The sequence below is a fragment of the Bradyrhizobium sp. McL0615 genome, assembly GCF_049993905.1.
Classification (GTDB): domain Bacteria; phylum Pseudomonadota; class Alphaproteobacteria; order Rhizobiales; family Xanthobacteraceae; genus Bradyrhizobium.
This window is the reverse complement of record NZ_CP188254.1, coordinates 6,742,999-6,765,849: the sequence shown is the minus strand read 5'-3', so window position 1 is coordinate 6,765,849 and position 22,851 is coordinate 6,742,999. Positions and strand designations below refer to the sequence as shown.

Sequence of the window (22,851 nt, the reverse complement as noted above, 5' to 3'; positions counted from 1 at the left end):
GCGATGCGCCTGTTTCAAAATAGCGGGCTCTACCCGTCCTATCTCGTACGGCTGAACCAGCTCACGGCGGAAGCGTCGAGCTTCGAAGCACGGCGTCGCATCTTCCTGCACGACCGCTTTGGCGCGCTGCATTTTCTGAAACCGGTGTTTGATGGAGCCCCCGAGGCGTTCTTCACCAATGGTGATGACGAAATCCTGCAGCGTCATTGGGCGCGCGAGCAGGGGATTGCGGGAAAGCCGACGCTCGAGGTCATCTTGCTTGCCCAGATCGAGCAGCACCGGACCGAAGTTTTCTACAATCTCGATCCCGTGCGCTATCCCAGTACGTTCGTACGCAAACTGCCCGGCTGCGTTAGGAAGACATTTTGCTGGCGTGCTGCGCCGTCAGGAAACGCCGATCTGACAGCCTATGGCGCGGTGCTCGGAAACTTTCCGTTAATCCTCGAATCCTGGCGCCGCATGGGCTGTCGTGCCGAGCTGTTCTTTCCCGCGCTGGACCCGATCATGGACGAGTATGGTCACGGCGATAGGCCGATCGACGTGCTTTTTGTTGGCGGCTATTCACGACACCATACAGCGCGCGCGAGGGTGCTCGAACAGGTCGCAAGCCTGGCCGGCAGCCGCCGGATCGTGTATTGCCTCGACGCTTCGCGGCTGACGAAGCTTGCGGAAAGCGCAATCGGCGCCTGGCTGCCGTTACAGAAGCATCGGCGTCCCGATGCGATCGCCAAGATCGCAAAGCCTCCGGTGTTTGGGAGACAGCTTTACGAGCTTATCGGTTCGTCAAAGATCGTGCTGAACGGGGCTATCGATATGGCCGGCACCGATCGGGGGAACATGCGCTGTTTCGAAGCCATGGGATGCGGCGCACTGCTGGTCTCCGACGCCGGCGGCTACCCCGATGGAATGCAGCCGGGCGTCACCATGGAAAGTTACGACTCGCCGGGGCAGGCCACCGAAGTCCTCTCAAATTGCCTGCAATACTGGCCGGAATCGGCCGAAATAGCCGGGCGGGGAAGGAGTCGGGTCTCTCAGGCCTATAGCAAGGCTTCTCAATGGAAGCATTTTGCCGGTCTCGTCGCGCGGATTTAGCCGTGCTAGAGCGTGGCTGGCGGGTGGATGATCGGGCGTCGATGATGCGTACGGATAATTTGGTTCCTGGGGTGAAGCGCCAGATCATCTGCACCGCTATCACAGCATGCCTTGAGTTGATCGCATGAACATCGATTACTTGATCAAGCGGTTGATTGGACGCGCGACCTGTCGGCTCGAGCATGATGCCGTGCTCGGGTCCTGTGCAAGGATCAAGAACGCCCGTGGCGCTACCGACAAGATCGTTGTTGGCCGACACAGCCGCATCCTGGGCGAGCTTTTCACGTTCGCCCATGGTGGCGAGATCAGGATTGGCGAATGGTGCTACGTCGGCGAAGGGACCAGGATCTGGTCGGCTGCCTCCATCGTCATTGGAAATCGCGTCTTGATCTCACACAATGCGAATATTCTTGACAGCCTTACCCATCCGCTGGGAGCGGCGGCGCGGCACCAGCAAATCAGGCAAATCTTCACCCGCGGCCATCCGCGCGAAATCTCGCTCGACGAGAGCCCGGTCACGATTGGGGACGACGCCTGGATTGGTGCCGGCGCAATGGTCTTGCGTGGGGTGACAGTGGGCAAGGGCGGCGTTGTGGCCGCCGGCGCGGTCGTCACCAAGGATGTCCCGGCCTTCTCCATCGTTGCGGGAAATCCGGCCGTGCTCATCAGGGAGATCCCACCCGATGAAAGGTGAGCAAGACTTCACGACGTGGGAGGATGCCGTGATCTGGCTGCGCAACCAGCCGGACCGGCGCCAGCTGGTGCTTGACGCTTTCTATGACGACCCTCTGATCGCTGCTGCTGAGCGCTATTTTGCCAGCACTGAATGGCAGGCGGTTTCGAACATTCTGCAGAACCGCACCGGCAAGGCGCTCGATGTCGGTGCCGGGCGCGGAATTGCCAGCTACGCGCTGGCGCGCATCGGATTTGAAGTCACCGCGCTCGAGCCTGACCCCAGTGCCGTGGTCGGTACGGCGGCAATTCGGGATCTCGCCGCCGAGGCCTGTTTGCCGATCGAGGTGGTTGAGGAATTTTCCGAGCGGCTGCCGTTCGCTGACGGCACATTCGATGTCGTGTTCGCGCGGGCGGTGCTGCACCATATGCGCGATCTCGATGGCGCCTGCCGGGAAATGTTCCGCGTGCTTCGCCCCGGCGGAATGCTCATCGCCGCGCGCGAACACGTGATCAGCAACGAGACGCACCTCGAGGCATTCCTCGATCAACATCCCCTGCATCACCTCTACGGCGGCGAGCATGCTTTTCTTCTCGATCGATATATCGGCGCGCTGAAGGCTGCGGGATTTGCCGCGATCGAGGTGCTTGCGCCGCTGAAGAGTCCGATCAATCTGTTTCCCTATACGATCGAGACATTACGAACGGCCGTCGTGGAAAGATTGACCAGCAAGATTCCGGTGAAGCCCCTCTGGTGCGCCGCGCTTGCTTCCAAGAGCGTTTTCATGTCGCTGCTTTCGATGGCAGAGCGCTTTGACCACCGGCCTGGCCGGCTCTATTCGTTTGTCTGTAACAAGGCAGAGTCATGAACATATGGGTCACCGGCGCTAATGGTTTTATCGGCCGGCATCTCGTTCGAGTGTTGGCTGATCGGGGCAATCGCGTTCATGGCATCGGCCACGGCGCGATCGGCGACGCCGAAAGGGGTCGCATCGGGCTGCAGCATTGGCTGAACGGCGAGATCGACGCGGCCAATCTCATTGCGCTTGCGGAGCACTCCGGATTGCCGTCGACGATTTTCCATCTGGCCGGCGGCTCGTCGGTTGGGCTCTCGATCGCGCAGCCGTTTGAGGACTTTTCGCGCACTGTTGCAAGCACCGCCAGATTGCTGGAGTGGCTGCGCGGCACCGCCAGGGATTGTCGCGTTATCGTCGCGTCGAGCGCGGCGGTCTATGGCGCAGGCCATGAGGGAGCAATTGCAGTGAACGCCGCAACGCTTCCGATGTCGCCTTACGGGCAGCACAAGCTAATGATGGAACAACTGTGCCGAAGCTACGCCGTGACCTTTGGCTTGCGGAGCACGGTCGCGCGGCTGTTCTCGGTATATGGGCCGAACTTGCGTAAGCAACTGCTATGGGACATCTGCTCCCGCCTGCAGGCGGGCGAAAGGAGTCTGGTGCTGGGGGGCACAGGCGCGGAGGTGCGGGACTGGACGGATGTTCGTGACGTCGCCCGGCTATTGACCGCGATTGACGGAAAGCCGCAGTCGGAGGCGTTTCAAGTTGTCAACGCGGGCTCCGGGCGTGGAACCACCGTGGCGCAGATTGCTAAAAGGATAGCACAGTGCTGGGGCGGACTCGTCTCCATCCAGTTTTCCGGCATCGTCCGTGCCGGCGACCCGACAAGCCTGCTTTCGGACGACGCCATGCTGCGTGCGCTGCCGTTTGACTGGACTATCCCTGCCGAACACGGCCTCGCCGACTACGTTTCTTGGTTCAAAGGTCAGGTCCGGTGAGTCCCGGCGCGTCGCTACGTGTTGCGTTTACCCATATTCCCCGCCAGCTCTGGGCCGGCGGCTACAATTATCAAAGCAACCTGTTTGCAGCTCTTGACAGGTTTCGTCCGGGTGAAATTGCGCCCGTCCTGTTCGCAGGAACAGATGGGGATGATGCCGATCTCGCGCCGATTGCTGCGATACCCGGCGTAGAGATTGTGCAATCGGCGGCGTTCACAGGCAGTCGCGGCCTGCTTGCCGCGCTGGCGCTGGGTCTAGACCGGGGAGCGGCGGCAGAGTTCCGCGCGCATCAAATCGATGCAGTCTTCCAGAGTAGGCGCTTCTTCGGATGGCGGCTGCCGTATCCGGCGGTGATCTGGTTTCCCGACTTCCAGCATCGACGTTTGCCAGAGCTGTTCCCGGTACTCGCGCGGTGGCGCCGCGAAGCCGGCTTCCGAATTCAGATCGCATCCGGGCGGACGGTCATGCTGAGCAGCGAAAGCGCGCATCGCGACTTCAGGAAATATTATCCCGGAGCGAAGAACGAAGTCCGTGTGGTTCGTTTCGCGACCCAGCCATCGCCGGCGTTCCTGACTGCAAATCCGGCCACGATAGTTGCACAGTACCGATTGCCTGAAAAATACTTCTACCTGCCGAATCAATTTTACACGCACAAAAACCACCAAGTGGTCGTCGATGCACTGACTATCCTAGCGCAGCGCGGGTTCGATACCGTGGTATGCGCATCGGGCAGCACCGAAGATCGACGCGAGCGAGGCTATTTCGACCAGGTCATGGGGCAGGTGAAAACTCGTGGACTCGAAAAGCGCTTTATTCATCTGGGAATGATTCCGCTTTCGCATGTGTACGCGTTGCTGCGGGCGTGCACCGGCTTGATCAATCCATCTCGATCCGAGGGATGGAGCACGACAGTGGAAGAAGCGAAGTCGTTCGGGGTGCCGATGATATTGTCTGACCTGGACGTCCATCGCGAACAAGCCGTCGGGACGGCGAGCTATTTTGGAACGGATGACCCTGCGACCCTGGCGGATCACCTTATGCGGGTCTCACGGGATTCAGGCGCCCCATTAATTCGAAGTCTCGTCCCTGGCCACGACGACCGCGTGGCAGCCTTTGCCGCGGACTTCGCAAAGACACTCCGGCATGCAATTCAGGCCTCTCCGCGCTAGCGCACGCGCCCATTGGCACCGGCGGGAACACGCATGTGCAGGAATGGCTAGACCCTCATCCGAAAGCCGTAGTTCTTGTCGATCCAGGCCTTGTAAGCGCCGCTCGCGCCACCACTGTTCATGGTCGAGATACCAGTGCACCGTCTGCCCAATTCCACTCTCGAAACCGACGCTGCGGCGGCTGCCGAGTTCGTTGGCCAGCCTGGTCGCGTCGATTGCGTAACGTTGATCGTGGCCGGGGCGATCGGTGACAAAGCCGATCAGCGTTCGGCAAGAGCTGCCGGAGGCGGCGGGGCAGGATGGAAAGCGCGCGGCAAGGTGAGGAGCGGAGGCGAAGGCGCGGTCGAACGTGTCGCAGATCAACCCGACTACATTGCGGTTGCTGCGCTCGTTGCCGCGGCCGACATTGTAGGTTTCGCCGGTGAGGCCTCCCTCGATCACCTTCATCAGCGCCTCGCAGTGATCGGAGACGTGCAACCAGTCGCGGGCATGGCAGCCGTCGCCGTAGACCGGCAACGGCTTGCCATCCGGCGCATGAATAATCATCAGGGGAATTAGTTTTTCCGGATCAGAACGCTTTGCATCGAAGCTCTCCGGTCAGGTTATGTCCGACGACTGTCTCGCGGAGCGGGATACGACGTTTCGACGTTTGCGCTTAGCTTGCGCCTGATGAAGAAAGCTACCGGTTCGGCCCGTCTCGAACGCGCGCGGCATGACCTACCACAGCAGGAACAGAATCCCGGCGCCATGTGTCAATAGCGCCATCGCAAAGGGGACACTGTTCGACTTGCAATGCAAGCTCGACCGGGATAACGCGGCCGCCGATTGTGCGACGCCGCAGGCAACAACACCACCCGCGGCTTTCAGGCTCACGTCATGTCGATTGTGAGAGTTTTGAGGCCGGCAGCGTGTGAGCCGCCAGCACTCCGCCACCAGCGCCGGATTTCCACCCCTCCTCGGCGCAGCCACACGCGGTGACCGCCCACGTATTTGATTTGACCAGAAGCAATAGCGGCGCAAGAGAAGCAACAACCTCGTGGGTCCTCCCTCATCTCGGCGCCGCCGGGTCGCTCGGACGATATCGCACAGCGACCTGCCGGCGCTCCTAGCCAAAAACTGGATTGAACATTCTTGGATCCCAATCGAAGTCTTCTCGCGCGGGGGTAGAATCGAACGCCATATCTTTCATCATTCGGGTGCCCATCGCCGCATTTGCGCCGGGAAAAAGTGGTCTTGCAATGATGAAGGCCGCCTTCCACCAGAAAGGCGATACCGAAATAGTACGCCGCGGCAGCCGCAGCCCGTCAAAAATTCGATCGATCATTTCGCGGTAAGTAAGCGTTTCACCACCAGGCAAGGAATAGACCTTTCTGGCTGCGGCCGGACTGGATGCGGCGGAAATGGCTCCGATCGCCAGATCCTCTGCGTGCACCGGTTGCCGCAAGCCTGGCCCTCCGCCGACAATAGGCATAAAGCCAAATCTACGGATAAGCTTCGACAACGGCGTAATATTGCGATCTCGACCTTCGGCATAAATGAGCGTCGGACGCAATATCGTCCAACCAATGTTGCTTTGATCACAAAGTGCGGCGATTTCTCGTTCCGCCTCAGCGAGTTTCTTCAGCGTCTCTCGCTCCGAGACGATTTCACTGTCAATTTTTGTTATGAGGCTGGTCGAACTGAAGACAACAACGCGCTTCAATAAGGGATTGAAAAGATACGGAAGCGCCGTCGGCAACAAGATCGCGCTTGCTGTGCAGTATAGTGTCGCAAATGGGGGAAGCCGGAATGCCTCAGGATTCTCAAGGTCCCCTTGATACCAGTCGATGCCAGGTCCCGTTTGCCGGGACCTGGAGATAGCAAGCGGTCGCTGTCCGCCGCCGACGAGGTGCTCAACGATATAGCCACCAGTAAGCCCGGTGGCGCCTATCACCAGGCTCTTCGCCTGTTCCGAATCTATTTTCGCGTCCACCTAGCCTACTCGCTCTCGAAACCAAAAAAATTGGGCGCGGGGTGAATTCTTGGATTCATAGGATTAGCACCAGTATTTAAGACGATGCAAATTAGTCAGAGTCTTTCTCCAAAGCTAAAAAAAGGACCGATTGATAGCTTGGATCTGAAGGGTCGCGGCGCGTCGCGAAAGTTTCGGTAAGGGCAAGCCTTGACAGGGTGGTTCCTGATCCATCATGGGCATACAAGATATTGAAAATGATAGCAGGTTCGGCTATCCGGTGTGGTGGCCGGTCAGACCATGCTGGTTCTACAACTGTTGGGACGCACGGATTGGATAGGTCGTCGGGCGCTCTTCAGCGCAAACCGCAAAGGGTGATGTGTGATCAAGTTTGGCTTGCTAGGCTGCGGACGCATTGCGAAGCGCCACTCCGATCTTCTTGGGGGCGGCCACATCCCCGGCGCCGAGCTCGTTGCAGTCTGCGACGAGGTGCGTGAGCGCGCCGACGCAATTGCCGCGAAGTTTAGCGTGCCGGCATTCTACGATATCGATGATTTTCTTGGGCGAAAGGATATGCAGGCGGTTTCGGTGCTGACACCCAGCGGCATGCATGCGGCTCACGCCATCGCCGCGGCCAAAGCGGGCAAACACGTTATCGTCGAAAAGCCGATGGCTCTTCGCCTTGAAGACGCTGATACCATGATCCGTGCCTGCGACGCAGCGGGAGTTAAGCTATTCGTCGTGAAACAGAATCGATTCAATGTTCCTGTGGTCAAGGCGCGCGAAGCGCTTGAGGCAGGTCGCTTCGGTCGCCTTGTGCTGGGCACGGTGCGCGTGCGCTGGTGCCGCGATCAAGCCTACTATGATCAGGATCAATGGCGCGGAACCTGGGCATATGACGGTGGCGTTCTGGCCAATCAGGCCAGCCATCATGTCGATATGCTAGAGTGGTTCTTTGGTAACGTGGTCAGCGTACATGCCCGAGCAGCAACGGCGTTGGTGAATATTGAAGCCGAAGACACTGCAGTGGCGACGCTTAGATTCAAGAATGGTGCACTCGGAATCATCGAAGCAACAACAGCGATCAGGCCTAGGGATCTCGAAGGTTCGTTATCCATACTGGGAGAGAAAGGCGCTGTCGAAATTGCAGGATTTGCCGTCAACAAAATCCGGCACTGGCAGTTCGCCGAGGAGCTTCCGTCAGACAAAGACGTAATGGAGAAGTTCTCCGTCAATCCACCGAACGTTTATGGCTTCGGTCATCAGGCGTATTACGAGCACGTCATCAAATGCCTCAACGATCAGAGTTCCGCGCTCGTCGACGGTCTTCAGGGTCGCAAAAGTCTCGAGCTGATATCCGCGTTGTACGAGTCCATTGAGACGGGCAAGGAAGTCTCATTGCATTTTGTTCCGCAGTTGTGTCGCCTCGGCGAGCTGCCATGAATGAGCCCGAGATCCGACATATAGGTGTGCGCGACGTGTTATTCGGCGCGCGCGTTGAGATCGTCAAGCCGTGCAATCTCTACGGCTGCGAAATCGGAGACGACTGCTTTATAGGCCCCTTCACCGAGATTCAGAAGGACGTTCGGATCGGAGCGCGGACGCGCGTTCAGTCCCATGCGTTCGTTTGCGAACTCGTCACGATAGGCGAAGATTGCTTCATCGGCCACGGGGTGATGTTCATCAATGACACGTTTTCGCACGGCGGTCCGGCTCGCGGCCGCAAACAATTGTGGCGCTCCACAACGATCGGAAATCGTGTATCGATTGGATCAGGTGCGACGATTCTTCCGGTACAGATTTGCGACAATGTCGTGGTCGGTGCGGGAGCCGTCGTGACGAAGGATATCGCGGTAGCTGGATCTTATGTCGGTAATCCGGCGCGCCTGCTAACGCGCGTGTAGCGTGATCTTTTTAAGTTTTAGAGGAAGCCCAGTCGATGGCCGTGCCCTACGCCGATCTTCATCTGCAATACCAGACCGTCAAGTCGGAAATCGACGCTGCCGTCGCTTCCGTCATTCGTGACAGTGCGTTCATCCGTGGACCATACGTCGATGCATTTGAGCGTGCATTTGCGGCCGCGGTCAATGCGCGCCATTGCGTGTCCTGCGCCAACGGAACCGACGCCCTCTACGTTGCGATGGCGGCCCTGGGGGTTAGGTCCGGCGATGAGGTGATTACAACGGCACAGTCATGGATCAGCACTTCGGCTATGATCACTCACGCCGGAGCGACGGTAGTTTTTTGCGATACCGACACCAGCACTTTCACGATCGATCCCGCTGCAGTCGAGAGCGCCATTACGCCACGAACGGTCGGAATCATTCCAGTCCATCTTTATGGTCAACCCGCCGACATGGGCGCAATCATGGCGATTGCACGCAAGCGCGGCCTTTGGGTCATCGAGGACTGTGCGCAAGCGCATTTGGCGCGGTATAAGGGTGAACAGGTCGGCACCTTTGGGGAAGCTGCGACTTATTCCTTTTATCCGGGCAAGAATCTCGGGGCGATGGGTGACGCCGGCGCCATTGTCACAAACCGTGCCGATCTCGCCGAACGCATGGCGATGGTGGCGCGACACGGAGGATTGATCAAGCATCAGCATCAGATCGAGGGCATCAACAGCCGTTTGGATGGTCTGCAGGCGGCCATCCTTTCGGCGAAGCTACCGCATCTTCCACGTTGGACTCAGGCTCGGCAGGCCGCGGCCGCAATCTATGATGCCGGTCTTAACCAGATTGAGGAAGTCGCGGTGCCGCACGTCGCTTCCGAACGCACCCATGTCTATCATGTCTACACCATCCAGCACCCCCAGCGTGACAAGCTCGCCGCGCACCTGAACGCAAACGGCGTCCAAACGGCCATCAACTATCCGATTGCGCTGCCGTTTCTTGCAGCCTACAGCCGTTTTGGTCATCGTCCCGAGCAGTTCCCGAATGCTCACCGGCATCAGGGGCGCGTTCTGTCGTTGCCCATCTTTGCGGAAATTACGGCGCAGCAGCAGAAGACCGTGATCGATCTCATTCTCGCATTCTAGTTGTGCCCGCTGCTGGCGATATCAGTTCAGAGCCGATTGGGGGATACCCTAAGGTCGTGCAATTCCGAGTGGTACAACGCCCAGCCTCAGCACCACAAAAGACAGGATCACCACATTCAACCCGACCCCGGCAAGAAACGCCGCTGCTTCGAGTTTTGCCAGCAAACGGGAGCTGCTTTTGTTTCGAGACGCCGTAGCCTGCGCATCGCAGTGACGTGCCGATCGAGTCCTGCCTGTCCGGCGGGTTCGATTCGTCGGTGATCGTCTGCATGACGTCCGACGTCGAGTAGGCGAAATGCGGCCGCATCGATGGCGCACGACATCAAAATGCGAATTCCGTTTTGGATTGGCGCCTGGTGACCGAGGTAGTCGCCCTTTTGGAGGAGACCAATATATGCCGGGGCATTTTCAATGCCGGAATCGATCGGGACCGGGAAGCGGAACCCAATGCCGGATGGGCTGAACGGCCCGCTTTCGGAATGGACTGCAATGCGATTGGAACATAACATTCCGGCCTTTGCCGAACTGGTCGACGGGCCGGCGCTTCGGAAAGCGGTTTTCGCTCTCAACTGTGACAGATCGTAAGATTGGGAGTGAGCTGCGAATTTGGACATATCTTCAAATGTGGATGTTGGTTCGCTTGCAGCCCTGATGAAAGTTGGATCGCCGCATCCCGGATAGGGGGCCGATTGTTCCGCTCTTAGCTTTTTGTGCTTGCCAATAATTTTGCGGATGCCGATGCAGAAGGGGGTCGCAGGTTTTCCCTCGCGGTGATATTAGGATTGATTTTACAACTATAGCATTCAGGCGAAAGAGATGATGCTTACAGCAAGTTACATTGTTGCAGCCGTAGCCATGAGTGGCGCAGCAATCTATCTTTATCTCAGATTGCGCTTGTTTCTGACGGCGACCACCATGCTGGTGGGGGCGCTGTTGTTGATCTATGGCCCGGCCTATTTGAGTTTCATGCTGTCTTCGGGCGAAAAGGCTATGGTGATCCAGCGGCTTTCAGGATCGATGGGGGGTAAGTCCCCAATATTCAGCATCATTGAGGCTGCATCACCAGATTTCGCGGCCATCGTTATATCTATGAATTTTGCGATAGCTCTGATGTTTATCGGGGTGATCGCGGGAATCGAGATTGTCGACCACCTAATACCAAAACGGATCACAGCCATGGAGGCTGCCTTGACTGGCTGGAATTTGCAGCCATTGAAGGATGACGTCGGTGGTACCCGAATGTTATTGCTGGTGATCGCGTGTCTGATGCTATTCCTCGCATGGGTGTCGATCAGAGAGGACCATCTCGGCACCATCAAGGCGTTCCTGTCGATTACCGATGATGAATCGGGCAGGGCGGCTTATCGCCTGAATCATGGTGGCAGCCCGAACTACCTTTACCGCGTGCTCCTGGGTGCGGTAGCGCCGATGCTGATTGTGTGGGGATTGCTTTCGGGTTGGATCAACCGTTACTGGATTTTATTTGTGGCGACGAGTTTGCTTTTTCTAGCTGTTATGGTCGGAAGGTCCGAAACCCTGAGCAAAGCGCCTCCGGCATTCCTTCTTGTTCAATTGATCGTCGCCGGATTGCTTATTTTTCGCAACCGAATGAACTGGTGGAGTGGGTTGGGCGCGTTGTTCGCGATCATTCTCGTGCTTTGCTTCAGCATCAAGCTCACGATATTAGCCTATGACAGTTTCGGTGCGCTAGGGTTTCTCTATTACAGGGTCTTTGAGGTACCGAGTGAATCCCTTCTGGAAACGTTCGGCGCATTCCCTTCTCGATATCCTCACACCTGGGGCGCCAATATCCGGCCGCTGGCGACGATCATGGGTCTCAACTACACGCCCGCATTCACGATCATCTCGCAACTCTGGCACGGCACCGGGGATGCTACCAGCAACGCACTGTTCATTGCAGACGCCTGGATCGATTTTTCCTACGCCGGCGTTGTCGGTTTCAGCATGCTCGCGGCCGCTACCTGCAGATCCATCGATGCGATTTATCTGGTAAATGGCAAAACAGTGCTTGGCATTGCAATGATGGCGGCGGCATTTGGCGGCGTATTCACCCTCTTGGTGAGTGCCCTCAACACCGCATTCTTGTCCGGCGGACTGCTGCTCGCGCCGCTGTTGGCAGGCATCCTTGTCAAAGCGATCAGGCTTCTGACTAGAACCGAGCCCAAGTCGATACCAGCCAGCGGCGGTTGATTTTGTTACTTGCCGGCACGATCGGCGACCCACCCACAGCCACATGCAGCAAGATTTTCCACAGCAGCGAGCTTAAGCGGTCGTCCGTAAAGAATGCAGATCGGCCTGAGCGATAGGCAGAAGTTGTCTCGATAAAGTATTCGATTTTGCAGGAAAGCCGGGTGTTGGGCCGCGCTTTCTTGCGTTTTGGGATTTTGCTTTCGAGCGATTCGTGATTCCCTGACGGCGGGTCATCGGCATTGGGGAAGGCGATGAGCAAACCGCGGGATGATCGCCAGAAAGACCTGTTGCTTCCGGCCCTCGATCAAATCATCGACATGGGACACCCGCTGGTGCGGTTGGCGGCGCTGATCGACTGGAAGTTTCTGGATGACCGCTTTGGATCGGTGTGCCAAACCGGTCCGGGGCAGCCTGGCCTGCCGACGCGGCTTGTCGCCGGCCTGTTCATCCTGAAGCACATGCACGATCTCTCGGATGAGGTGCTGTGCGCCCGCTGGATCGAGAACCCCTATTACCAATACTTCTGCGGCGAGTTGAGCTTCTGCCATCGGCTGCCGTTCGATCGATCGTCGATGACGCGCTGGCGCCAGCGGCTCGGCGAGGAGCAGCTCGTCGCCCAGATCCAGGAAAGTCTGTCGGTGGCGCACAAGACTGGCGCCATCGGTCCCAAGGACCTGGAGCGAGTGGCGGTCGATACCACGGTGCAGCCAAAGGCCGTTGCGCATCCGACCGACGCGCGGCTGATGCATCGGGCCATCACCAAGCTCGTCGGGTTCGCCAAGCGCAACCGTGTGCCGCTGCGCCAGAGCTATCTGCGCCTGGCGAAGCGCGCCGCCCTCATGGTCGGCCGCTATACCCACGCTCATCAGTTCAAGCTCGCCCGGCGCCACCTCAAGTTCCTGCGGACGCGACTTGGCCGGATCATCCGCGACATCCGCCGCAAGATTGATGGCGATGCGGCGCTGGAAGCTCGCTTCGGCCCACTACTCGATCTGGCGCAGCGGGTGCGCACCCAGGATCAGCATCAGCGCGGCCCCAAGGTCTATGCGTTACATGCGCCGGAGGTCGAGTGCATCGGCAAGGGGAAAGCCCGCGCACCTTACGAGTTCGGCTGCAAGGTCAGTATCGCCACCCCCGTGACGTCCCCGAAGGGCGGACAGTTCGTGCTCCATGCCAAGGCGCTGCACGGCAATCCCTTCGACGGGCACACGCTCGGCCCTGTGGTCGCCGACATGGAGAAGCTCACCGGCGTGGAGGCTCGCCGCATCCATGTCGACAAAGGGTACCGCGGCCACAACCACCCGCACCGGCTCAGGGTCTGGATCTCGGGGCAGGTCCGCCGCGTCACGGCTTCCATCCGGCGCGAGATGAAGCGTCGTGCGGCTGTCGAGCCCGTCATCGGCCACGTCAAGGCCGAGCACCGCATGGACCGCAACTATCTCAAAGGCCGCGTCGGCGACCGCATCAACGCCGTCCTCGCCGCTGCCGGCTACAACTTCGGCCTGCTCCTGCGGTGGCTCGCAGAACTCTTGCGTGCCATCATCCGGGCCTTCGCCGAATCTGTCCCGGCTCAAAAGATCGCTTAAATCAGCGGTCGTCCGCGTTCTTCACGGAGGACTAAGCGCAGCTGGCGGATGGGAATTTCGAAAATAGATGGTATCGAACTGGCTTTGACGCAGCCATTTGATATCCGGACGACAGGCAATGCTTATCGCCTGACGCGGCAATGTTTTGCAGCGGTAGAGGGGTTTTCGGGCCTTTCTGACGGATTATGCGGAGGCCGTCCTCAATGGTCTCGCCGTCGTGCTGTGCCATTGAAAAAATGCGCTGTCTGCCCGCTTCGCAACCCTGCGCGATTGGCGCCGATACCCGACAGCGGCGATGCGCGGCTTACACGTCATCCTCAATGCTGCTTGCCCAATGCATGCTTTGTGTGCGCGAGATTGCCGGCGTCCAGTTTGTAACCTGCTTCAGCTTTGGCGTGGATGTCCTTGAGCATGGGATGATTTACCACGCGCCCCAGTGTCCTCGATGGAAAAATACTTCCAAGAGAGTCAACGGCTAGAACGCTTCTCGACAAATATCGTGTCGTGTGGCTCGCTCCATGAGGATCAGCGAATCCGTGCGGCACTACCCTCTCCTTTAGCTTGTTCGGGGACCGCGGCTCGCCTGTCTAGAAGGCGCCTCATCAGCTCATTGTAGGATTTCAGCGCAATCTGTCTTGTATAGCGCGAGGCTATCTCGGCCGCGCGCTGGCCCTTCTCCTCGGTGTTACCCACGGCCGAGGCGGCAAGCGTAACCGCCCGCGCAATCGAATTGGGCTTTTCGGGTTCCACTACCCAACCCAAATCATGTTCGCGGACGAGCAGGGCCGCTTCCGCGTTCGGTTCTGAGCAAATGATGACCGGTCGGCCCACCGCGAACAAATTGTAAATCCGGCTCGGCACAGAGACACCAGTATTGTTTTTGCGGTACGGAATGAGCCAGATGTCGGCGGCGGACAGGAACGTTTCTAGTTCTGCTTCGGGGACACGCTCGATCAGCGTGACATTGTCCAGTGGCGAAGCGGCGTACCTTTCCTTCAATTTGGTCCAACCGACGCCTTCACCAGAAAACAAAAAATGTATGGCAGAATTGTCTTTCAACAATTGCGCGGCCTCAAATACAGAGTCGGGATCGTGGGTAAATCCCGCAGTTCCTGACATAGCCACCAGGAATTTGCCTCCGCAACGGCGGCGGTAGGGATTGTCAGCATCGATCTCCCGATAGCGCACGGGAAGCGTCGCCCAGTTCGGGATCAGGGTGATCTTGTCCGCGGTCATTCGGGGGTAGGCCATCAGCAACGAACTCATGTCTCGCCCGATAGTGACGATGGCACTGAGCCCTTCGAACATCACCTTGTTTGCCCATCGCAGGAGTTTTGTCACGATCGACGTGGGCTGTAGAAAGCCCGCCATGACCAGCGAATCCGGATAGAAATCGTAGATAATAAGCGCCGCGGGAATCCTGCGTAGCCGCGCCGCTAACGTCACGGCATACGGTAATGTGAACGGAGTCGTAACGCAAAGAACGGCGTCCTCGCGACGGCTGTGCTTGATGACGGAAAGAAAAACCTGCACGGCGAACAGGATAGCCGCTAGTGATCGTGATACCAGCGCAGATTTCCCCGGCCACCAGCTCCGTATTTCGATTACGGTGGGTTCGCCAGGTTTCGACGGTAATTTCGAGCCGGAATTTGGGGTACCCGACAAGACGATTACCTGGCTTTCCAGCGCAAGCGCTTTGGCAATGTCGGTCATGTAGCCCGACGTGGTGCTGGGAAAAGGTGCATAGTGTTGGGTGACGAGCAGAATTCTCCCAGTTGGCTGCAACGCTTTGACCGGCAACATCGAAGTATCATGCGGCCGGTATGTGCGATTTGAACGGTCTAGCAGCAATTGATCGTAGAGTTCTACAACGGCCTTGCCGATAATTTTGGCGGATAGCTTGTCGACGACGATCTGCCTTGCAGCCTGTCCGTAACGCGCTCGCAGTGGAAGTGAGGTCGCAAGGCGCAAAATGGCGCTTGCCAATGCCGGCGGATTTTCAATCGGCACCAAAAGCCCTGTCTTGTCATTGATGACGATTTCGCGACAGCCCGGTGCATCTGTTGCGACCATTGCCCTGCCACACGCGGCCGCCTCCAGAAGACTCATAGGCAAGCCCTCTCGGTGCGAGGGCAGGACTGCGAAATGACAGCGTCGCCAAAGCGAGACGATATCATCGATGTGCCCGAGCCAGGTGATCCCTGGCCGGCGGCTCCATTCCTGAGCTTCCTCTAACGGAACGGAAGCTGGATTGGCTGGGTCGGGATTTCCGGCAATGATCAAGTTTATGTCATGGCCCTGGTTACGCAAAATACCATGGGCGGCGACCAACGCCCGAATGCCCTTATCGGTCAATAAGCGCCCCGCGAAACCCATTGTAATCGGGCCATCCGGCTCTGGCAGCGGTTGTAAAAAATCGGTATCGACGCCTGACCCGGGAATCAAGACGGTCCGCTTCCGGTCTATGCCAAGGGTTTCGAGAGCGGACTGATCGTCGGGGTTTTGAACGAGCACTAGGCTCTGCTCGCTGTTTAGAAGCCATGGCAGTAGCATGGCCATGCTCCGCCTTAGTAACCGCGTTCGCCAGGTCACCGATGTGAAGATATAACCAAGCCCGGTTATTGCATTTACGAGTGGGATCCCTGTCCCGAGCGCCGCGATCGAGCCGTAGACGCAGCATTGCAGACCGGAGTGGTGAATGATCTGCGGCTTAATTTTGTTTTCGATGCGTCGAAGCGCTGCGATGGTGGGGATTGCGGCAAATGGTGATAACCCACCGCGTCGGAGAGGAATCCGATGCAGCGTGAAGCCTTCCGCCTCGATAGCGTCGGCGCCCTTGTCGACGCGCGTCGCGACATGCACCTCAAAGCCAGCTTCGCGCGCCGCCCGGGCCATCGGCAGCCGATTGAGCAAGAACGCGAAGTCCTCGTTAACGACGTATAGTATTCGTCGCGGCGGCGCAGCGGTTTCCAAAGTCATTTCAATTCACATCGATTGATTTGCCCTCGGAACAGTCCGGGACTGTCTCGGTCAGGTCGCCGTTTTTAGGCTGCCGTCGATCTCATGAACAGGGGTATAAGATCAGAATCTTCTAAGAGTAATTCCTATTGCGCACAAGCCGCTTAGCTGAAAGTGCTCGTATCTGGCGTTCTTAAGTGCTACCTTCGTGAGATACCTAAATCTCTTGCAGCTTCATTGGTCACGCTCCGCTCATGACGATGTTCGTTGAGGTAGGCAGCACCGGAATTCCGAGCGAAAGCATGCCGTTTAGGAATCGTTGGGCCATATTGCCGGCTTCAAAAGTGGTGACTAGGGCAACAGGGTGTTGTCTAGCGTTAGTCTTCGCGGCAGCTCTCCAAACCAGTTTATCCCGCGCGGAAGGCCGTTCGAAGGCCTATTTGAACGATATGAGAGTTATGGCTTGCGTTACAGCGCAGAGTGCGGTGCGCGCACGCCTGAAGGATCAAGGCCAGGTCGGTTTCGAAAGTTGCGCTTCTAATAAATTCGGTATCGATCTTGCCGCCGACGATCGTGACTATAGGGTTTCTGGTTATGCGACCGTATTGTCTCCCAATGCTCGTCCGGTCGATAAGCGCTTTTTCGTTACTATAAATCACAATCCCGGTTCTTATGCAGATTGGGGGTTCGAGGTGCTAAGGGTTGAAATTGACCCTTGATCCGATGTGGTCAGTGCGACGCTTAATTTTGATCGCCGTATGCACAGACATCGGCCGAACGGCGGGATCTCACGCAGCTATTGGCTTGTGTTGCGTGCCGGCTTCTGCAGTTGGTTTCAGGGCAATAACCCCAGTTGTCAATGCGAGGAAAAACTGCAGCAGGTATGCATAGGCGAACGCGCCGGAAATGTCCGAACTCACAAGGTTAAAAACATATATGGCGACAGCGAATCTCTCCGCGAGGGAAAACATGGACCAGCGCCGCAGCGAGGCTAATATTGGCAAGACCGTCAGTGTGCTAAACAGCACCAGCCCCGCAATTCCGGTATCGTAGAGTATTTCAAGATGCACGTTGTGGGGATAATGCTTGGATCCTTCGGTAGGGCGAAGCAGCCAATCGGGAGCTCCAAATCCTGCATCGACTGGATACATGCCGACACCCCGCCCAAGTGGCAGTCGATCTGGCGCGGTCACGATATGGCGCCAGGTCCGTTTCCATATCGGCAAACGGAATCCGGGATCGGGATCCTGGAGCTCTCGCAGGGTCCGAGAGACCGCGTCTGGCGCCGTTGCGTCCACGGCAATTTGGTTTGGCGCGCGCTGGGAAAGCACCCCCAATGCGATCGCCGCAGCCACGACGAGAGCTGCGGCAGTTAGCAACGTCACTTTCCTCGAATAGGCCCAAAGCGTTGTGAAACTCAGGAAGACGAGACTGCTCGCGAGAGCGACCAATGCCGTTCGGGCGGCGATATGAAACAGGAACAGAAGCACGATCGGCAGTGCGCTCACTGCGAGGATCTGCGTGATGCGATTCGATGCCAATCCTAGTGCTGCAAGTATGCCGACGCCGAGCACGAAGCCGATATTCTGATGGAAGGTAATGTAAATTGCTGGAACACCGATTCCGAAGATATCGTCGATATTGATGCCAGTTGTGACGCCGCCGAACCGCAGTGCATGCAGGGCCAGCATCGCTACATAGATCGTCGCCATGCCAAAAAGGACCAGCAGGACCATATTCAGCGCACGCGCTGCAGAAAAGCCAAAAATCAGAATGATCCCATGGATGATGAGTATGCCCCAAAGGTGCGTCGCCGGCACTGCAGCGCGGGAATAAACTAGGAAGCTGACGACGACGACCGCGTAGAATAGGGCGACCACGATCAGGGCGCCACGGACATGGCGGGCGCTGACGAAGATTGGGCGCCAACTCAGGGCAACCAAAACAAGCCCGGCTGCGACCGAAGCCGCAAAAATCGCTGTCGAGCCTATCAGATAGAACGGCACGAAGGTCTTCGCGAGGACCGCCACTGTAACTGCGACCGATGTCCATCTCGCGATAGTTTGCGCGTTGAATCTAACCTGCATGTTGCTCTATCGGTTCGCCGAACAAGTCGAAGGCTCCTGCGTCCAATGATCCCTAATTGTCGGGGTTATGCCGGATTGAGAGGTCGATGAATAGATCGATTTTTTCCTTCGAGAATGGGGCTAGGAGGTTCTGCGCCTAAGCCGTAAAGCGACACACTGGGGCCGGAGACGAGCCTCAAATCTGCTATCAAGCCAGCGGCAGTGTTTCGGAGTATCTATGATCGTGCTGGTGACAAAGAATTCACAGTGTGGCTTTGCGAGTCTACGGTTTAACGTTTTTTACCGACGGCACACCAATAGGGCACTTTGTCTGAAAAGCGAATCTCGTCAAATCCTGCGTCAGCCAGCATCTGCTCGATCTGGTCTCGCGTGAACCGCTGCTCAAGTCTGGTACAGAACCGGTCGTAGGCGTCGGTGCGCATCACGTAGAAGTTTCGATCGCGATAGGACTCGAGCGGAATGGCAGCAGGAGAAAACCCAGCGCGCTCAACCAACGCTGCGAAACGCGCCAAGGGCAAATAGATAACAACCGCGATGATCTGGCTAATCACGAGCCGCAATCTTGGCGGTAACGGCGAAATGATCATCCGGCAGCGATTGCTGAAACGCCAAACCGCGCGATACCACCATGAACGGTTGTCGAGCGCGTAGTAGAGGTAAACTAAAAACGGCGCACCAACCTTCAGCTTGGTTGCGATAGCGCGGATGGCCGCCATTGTATCCGGCACGTGATGCAAGACGCCAAGCGAGAACGCGAAATCGAGGGAGTTATCGTCAACAGGCATATTACCGACGCTTGCGAGATGAAAGCTGACGTTGGTGACATGGGCGAGGTTCTGCCGCGCGACGGCGAGGGCGTCTGCGCTTGCGTCTAGGAGATGAAGATGACCGACCTTTTGAGCGACCATCACCGACCAGCGCCCGCTGCCGCAACCTACGTCGATGCCAACCGGATCGGGCGGCAACTCGCTCCACGGAAAGATATGGAAGTAGGACCGGAAGATCGCCTCACGGTCCGCTGGCAAAAATTCGCTTTCACCCTGTCGGAAGGTCGACCACTCATGACCGAATCCGGCCGCGACGTCCAAATCAATGTTTTTTGTCCCGTCGTTCATCGAATGCCATTTCGGGCCGCTTCAAAGCGGCTATGACCATGCGAGTGGGTTTGCACGAATGAATTCCTGTCGAAACTCGCGTGGTGCGCTAAGCAGCTTGCATTTTGGTCTTTGTTTTGCACGTACAGCCTTGACGCAAAGTGCGCAAGATTGCAGGTGTGACGAGATTTAGAAATGTAGCGAATTCACCGACGGGAACGGGGCGTGGGATTTCGATTGTTCGTTAGAATTTTATCAACGATTATTTATGAATAACATCAATGGCTTAGATTGTTCACGCGGTGAACAATCGACTTGACGTTCACGCGATGAACGCGCTATTAGCCCCGCCAGTGGGGAATTTCCATGGATCGTGCGTTGTCAAACGAGAGCGGTGAGGACGAAAGGATCGTCCTCAATTTGCTCAATTCTGTCGATGATGGCGCTCAATCGCAACGCCGCATCGCGGAGGAACTTGGAATTGCACTAGGCCTCGTTAACGCCTACCTCAAACGATGTATCAAAAAAGGTCTCGTCAAAGTCAGCCAGGCGCCGGCGCGCCGCTACGGCTATTACCTGACGCCGCAAGGCTTCGCTGAAAAGTCGCGCCTGACCGTGGAATATCTGTCGTATTCGTTTTCATTTTTTAGACAGGCCAAAGCAGATTGTGCGCAAGTCTTTGAATTAGCGAAAGAGCAGAAGTTCCAAAATCTTGTGCTTTGCGGAAAGTCGGACTTAGCCGAGATTGCCATTTTATCGGCCGTCGATTGCGGAGTCTCGATCATCGCCATTGTCGATCAAAATTTCAATGAGATGCGTTTTGTTGGAAAGGAAGTTGTTTCTGACTACGACCGTCTTAGAGTTCCATTTGACGCCGTGATCGTCACCGATGTAGTTAACCCGCGCCGGGCGTTCGATGATGCCGTGCGGGTTTACGGCTCCGATCGTGTGCTCGCTCCCAAATTGCTAGGTTTACATTTCTCTGAGCGTCGGGGTGCAGAGCAATGAACATGGTCAGCACTGATGCGTGGTACGTCGTCCAGACGCAGATTAACGCTGAGTCAAAAGCGGCGCGCAATCTGGTGCGTCAGGGATTTGAGATATACTTGCCTCGCTATTTGAAGCGCAGGAGCCATGCCCGTAAGGTCGAGAAAATCGCCGCGCCTTTGTTCCCGCGTTATCTATTTGTGCGAATCGACGTGGCGACGCAGCGGTGGCGTTCAATTCAATCAACATTTGGTGTGTCGCGCCTTGTATTGAACGGCTGCGATCCTGCTCCAGTCGCACAACAGGTCCTTAGCTTGCTGAGAGCGCGCGAAGACGAAAGCGGTTACGTCAGGCTGGACCAACGACCGAAATTTGCGTTGGGAGAAAAGGTGCGCGTGATGGCGGGCGTCTTTGCCGATAATTTGGGATTGTTCGACGGGTTGGCTGATCGAGATCGGATCGCGATCTTGCTTGACCTGTTGGGGCGAAAGGTTCGTGTCTCGATCGAGGCCGATATGGTGGCGGCTGCTTGAGGCGGCCTGACGTGTGCGGGTAAACCGCATACAAATTTGGATATGCCGGTCTGGTGGCCCCGAGTCACCCGGACTGCGGTAGCTTGGAATAACAGCATCTCAATTTTATGGGTGATGTCCAGATGACTTCATTTGCGTTGATTGGAGCGGCCGGTTATGTCGCGCCTCGTCATATGAAGGCGATGCAGGTAATCGACGGCGACCTAAAGGTCGCCTACGATCCGAATGATTCTGTCGGAATCCTCGACAGCCATTTTCCAGACGCACATTTTTTTACCGAGTTCGAGCGGTTCGACCGACATGTCGACAAACTTCGTCGCCGCGGCGGGAAGATCGACTATGTTTCGATATGTTCGCCGAACCATCTCCATGATGCGCATTGCCGCTTCGCCTTGCGGTCTGGCGCGGATGCCATTTGCGAGAAGCCGCTGGTTCTGAATCCCTGGAACATCGACGGCCTTGCGGAGATCGAGCGCGACACTGGCCGCCGCATTTCGACAATTCTTCAGTTACGGCTTCATCCCGCCATTATCGCGCTGCGCGAAAAGTTTGCCAATAGCAACGAGCGTCACAGGGTCGATCTGACATACATCGCTTCCAGAGGCCGCTGGTATTACGCATCGTGGAAGGGTGAGGATGCCAAATCGGGTGGCGTTGCAACCAATATCGGTGTGCACTTCTTCGATATGCTCAGCTTTGTGTTCGGCCGCGTGCAGCGGAATGAGGCCCACCTCCGCGAGCCGGAGCGTGCCGCCGGTTTTTTAGAGTGCGAACGTGCCGACGTGAGCTGGTTCCTGTCAGTGGATCGCAACGATTTGCCGGAGAACGTCAAAGGGAAGAAGACAACGTTCCGTTCAATCACCGTCGACAATGACGAGGTCGAATTTTCGGAAGGCTTCACTGATTTACATACCCGCAGTTATGAGGAGATTGTCGCAGGACGAGGCTTCGGCTTGGACGAAGTACGTTCGTCGATCGATATCGTGTCGACTTTTCGAAATGTCCCCTTGGGCAGCGGGAGCAGCCCCGTTCACCCGTTTGCCATGAAGGCCCTTCGCGCATGACGGAGATGCGCGAAGATCCGCGCTTTCCCGGCGTGTTGATCCATGGCTCGAGTTACGTGGACGAGGGGGCTGCCATAGGAAGGGGCACGAGGATTTGGCATTTTTGCCATATCCTTCCGGGCACCATTATCGGCGAGAATTGTTCGATCGGCCAAAACGTGATGATCGGACCGCGGGTGAGGGTTGGTAACGGCTGCAAAATTCAGAATAATGTTGCACTCTATGATGGCGTTGAACTCGCCGACGATGTGTTTTGTGGCCCCAGTTGCGTCTTCACCAACGTCAACAATCCGCGTGCCGCCGTATCCCGCAAGGATGAATTCCGCACGACGCCTGTCGGTCGCGGAGCCAGCATCGGCGCTAACGCGACGATTGTGTGCGGACATAGACTTGGAGAGTATTGCTTCATCGGCGCGGGTGCTGTGGTAACAAAAGATGTCCCGGCGTTCGCGCTTATGGCTGGAAACCCGGCGCGCCGCATGGGTTGGATGAGCAGGCAAGGCGAAAGATTGGCGGCTGACCTTGTCTGTGGGCGGAGCGGCGAACGGTATCGCGAGATTTCGCCCTCGCATCTTGCGCCAATCGAGTAGGAGGGAATTTGGACGTTCGAGGAAA

General features: G+C 57.2%; 20 protein-coding genes and 2 pseudogenes. 16 read left to right on the top strand and 6 right to left on the bottom strand.

Going from position 1 to position 22,851, the window contains the following annotated elements; translation table 11 throughout:
* Positions 1 to 3 precede the first annotated feature (3 nt).
* The 5 genes from ACPPVP_RS32710 to ACPPVP_RS32690 all read left to right on the top strand — a co-directional run bounded on the left by ACPPVP_RS32710 (position 4) and on the right by ACPPVP_RS32690 (position 4,728).
* Entirely contained in the window at positions 4 to 1,092 is a 1,089-nt protein-coding gene (locus tag ACPPVP_RS32710; RefSeq protein ID WP_426527712.1) for a glycosyltransferase family protein, read from the top strand.
* 124 nt (positions 1,093 to 1,216) lie between these two features.
* On the top strand, positions 1,217 to 1,786 hold the full coding sequence (locus tag ACPPVP_RS32705) for an acyltransferase (RefSeq protein ID WP_426527711.1): 570 nt from the start codon (positions 1,217 to 1,219) through the stop codon (positions 1,784 to 1,786).
* Positions 1,776 to 2,633 (top strand): class I SAM-dependent methyltransferase, encoded by an 858-nt coding sequence (locus ACPPVP_RS32700; RefSeq protein ID WP_426527710.1) that lies wholly within the window; start codon positions 1,776 to 1,778, stop codon positions 2,631 to 2,633. Before ACPPVP_RS32705 ends, ACPPVP_RS32700 begins: the two co-directional genes overlap by 11 nt.
* Complete coding sequence (locus tag ACPPVP_RS32695) at positions 2,630 to 3,559, top strand: NAD-dependent epimerase/dehydratase family protein (RefSeq protein ID WP_426527709.1); 930 nt, start codon at positions 2,630 to 2,632, stop codon at positions 3,557 to 3,559. The genes ACPPVP_RS32700 and ACPPVP_RS32695 overlap by 4 nt, the downstream gene beginning before the upstream one ends.
* Positions 3,556 to 4,728 carry a glycosyltransferase family 4 protein gene (locus ACPPVP_RS32690; protein WP_426527708.1) on the top strand — a complete coding sequence of 391 codons (1,173 nt, stop codon included), beginning with the start codon at positions 3,556 to 3,558 and terminating at the stop codon, positions 4,726 to 4,728. Before ACPPVP_RS32695 ends, ACPPVP_RS32690 begins: the two co-directional genes overlap by 4 nt.
* Here ACPPVP_RS32690 and ACPPVP_RS32685 read toward each other — a convergent pair.
* Together ACPPVP_RS32685 and ACPPVP_RS32680 are read right to left on the bottom strand one after the other, a co-directional pair.
* Entirely contained in the window at positions 4,627 to 5,274 is a 648-nt protein-coding gene (locus tag ACPPVP_RS32685) for a GDP-mannose 4,6-dehydratase (RefSeq protein ID WP_426527707.1), read from the bottom strand. The genes ACPPVP_RS32690 and ACPPVP_RS32685 overlap by 102 nt on opposite strands.
* A gap of 559 nt (positions 5,275 to 5,833) precedes the next feature.
* A complete protein-coding gene (locus tag ACPPVP_RS32680) occupies positions 5,834 to 6,700 on the bottom strand; it encodes an NAD-dependent epimerase/dehydratase family protein (RefSeq protein WP_426527706.1) in 867 nt (288 codons plus the stop codon).
* 360 nt (positions 6,701 to 7,060) lie between these two features.
* Here ACPPVP_RS32680 and ACPPVP_RS32675 point away from each other — a divergent pair, with 360 nt between their 5' ends.
* The 6 genes from ACPPVP_RS32675 to ACPPVP_RS32650 all read left to right on the top strand — a co-directional run bounded on the left by ACPPVP_RS32675 (position 7,061) and on the right by ACPPVP_RS32650 (position 13,513).
* The gene (locus ACPPVP_RS32675) at positions 7,061 to 8,122 is read left to right on the top strand and encodes a Gfo/Idh/MocA family protein (protein ID WP_426527705.1); all 1,062 of its coding nucleotides are present in this window, start codon (positions 7,061 to 7,063) and stop codon (positions 8,120 to 8,122) included.
* Entirely contained in the window at positions 8,119 to 8,583 is a 465-nt protein-coding gene (locus ACPPVP_RS32670) for an acyltransferase (RefSeq protein WP_426527704.1), read from the top strand. The genes ACPPVP_RS32675 and ACPPVP_RS32670 overlap by 4 nt, the downstream gene beginning before the upstream one ends.
* Before the next feature lie 35 nt (positions 8,584 to 8,618).
* Complete coding sequence (locus tag ACPPVP_RS32665; RefSeq protein WP_426527703.1) at positions 8,619 to 9,716, top strand: DegT/DnrJ/EryC1/StrS family aminotransferase; 1,098 nt, start codon at positions 8,619 to 8,621, stop codon at positions 9,714 to 9,716.
* A 215-nt stretch (positions 9,717 to 9,931) separates the two neighbouring features.
* On the top strand, positions 9,932 to 10,006 hold the full coding sequence (locus tag ACPPVP_RS32660) for a hypothetical protein (protein WP_426538184.1): 75 nt from the start codon (positions 9,932 to 9,934) through the stop codon (positions 10,004 to 10,006).
* 526 nt (positions 10,007 to 10,532) lie between these two features.
* Positions 10,533 to 11,927 (top strand): hypothetical protein, encoded by a 1,395-nt coding sequence (locus ACPPVP_RS32655; RefSeq protein ID WP_426527702.1) that lies wholly within the window; start codon positions 10,533 to 10,535, stop codon positions 11,925 to 11,927.
* A gap of 251 nt (positions 11,928 to 12,178) precedes the next feature.
* The gene (locus ACPPVP_RS32650) at positions 12,179 to 13,513 is read left to right on the top strand and encodes an IS5 family transposase (RefSeq protein WP_426527701.1); all 1,335 of its coding nucleotides are present in this window, start codon (positions 12,179 to 12,181) and stop codon (positions 13,511 to 13,513) included.
* Positions 13,514 to 14,038: 525 nt separating this feature from the next.
* Here ACPPVP_RS32650 and ACPPVP_RS32645 read toward each other — a convergent pair.
* Positions 14,039 to 15,169: pseudogene (locus ACPPVP_RS32645) on the bottom strand (glycosyltransferase family 4 protein); the annotation flags it as partial.
* Between the two features lie 192 nt (positions 15,170 to 15,361).
* Positions 15,362 to 16,492 (bottom strand): annotated as a pseudogene (locus tag ACPPVP_RS32640) (glycosyltransferase family 4 protein); the annotation flags it as partial.
* Between the two features lie 419 nt (positions 16,493 to 16,911).
* Here ACPPVP_RS32640 and ACPPVP_RS32635 point away from each other — a divergent pair.
* Positions 16,912 to 17,190 (top strand): hypothetical protein, encoded by a 279-nt coding sequence (locus ACPPVP_RS32635; protein ID WP_426527700.1) that lies wholly within the window; start codon positions 16,912 to 16,914, stop codon positions 17,188 to 17,190.
* 69 nt (positions 17,191 to 17,259) lie between these two features.
* Here the strand turns inward: ACPPVP_RS32635 and ACPPVP_RS32630 are convergent, their stop codons facing one another.
* Both ACPPVP_RS32630 and ACPPVP_RS32625 read right to left on the bottom strand, forming a co-directional pair.
* Positions 17,260 to 18,558, bottom strand: a complete 1,299-nt coding sequence (locus tag ACPPVP_RS32630; protein WP_426527699.1) for an O-antigen ligase family protein — start codon at positions 18,556 to 18,558, stop codon at positions 17,260 to 17,262.
* A gap of 269 nt (positions 18,559 to 18,827) precedes the next feature.
* On the bottom strand, positions 18,828 to 19,673 hold the full coding sequence (locus tag ACPPVP_RS32625) for a class I SAM-dependent methyltransferase (RefSeq protein WP_426527698.1): 846 nt from the start codon (positions 19,671 to 19,673) through the stop codon (positions 18,828 to 18,830).
* A 345-nt stretch (positions 19,674 to 20,018) separates the two neighbouring features.
* Here ACPPVP_RS32625 and ACPPVP_RS32620 point away from each other — a divergent pair, with 345 nt between their 5' ends.
* The 4 genes from ACPPVP_RS32620 to ACPPVP_RS32605 all read left to right on the top strand — a co-directional run bounded on the left by ACPPVP_RS32620 (position 20,019) and on the right by ACPPVP_RS32605 (position 22,826).
* Positions 20,019 to 20,660 (top strand): winged helix-turn-helix transcriptional regulator, encoded by a 642-nt coding sequence (locus ACPPVP_RS32620; protein ID WP_426527697.1) that lies wholly within the window; start codon positions 20,019 to 20,021, stop codon positions 20,658 to 20,660.
* Entirely contained in the window at positions 20,657 to 21,172 is a 516-nt protein-coding gene (gene nusG / locus ACPPVP_RS32615) for a transcription termination/antitermination protein NusG (protein ID WP_426527696.1), read from the top strand. The genes ACPPVP_RS32620 and nusG overlap by 4 nt, the downstream gene beginning before the upstream one ends.
* A 122-nt stretch (positions 21,173 to 21,294) precedes the next feature.
* Positions 21,295 to 22,236, top strand: a complete 942-nt coding sequence (locus ACPPVP_RS32610; protein ID WP_426527695.1) for a Gfo/Idh/MocA family oxidoreductase — start codon at positions 21,295 to 21,297, stop codon at positions 22,234 to 22,236.
* A complete protein-coding gene (locus ACPPVP_RS32605) occupies positions 22,233 to 22,826 on the top strand; it encodes an acyltransferase (protein WP_426527694.1) in 594 nt (197 codons plus the stop codon). The genes ACPPVP_RS32610 and ACPPVP_RS32605 overlap by 4 nt, the downstream gene beginning before the upstream one ends.
* The last annotated feature ends 25 nt before the right edge of the window (positions 22,827 to 22,851 follow it).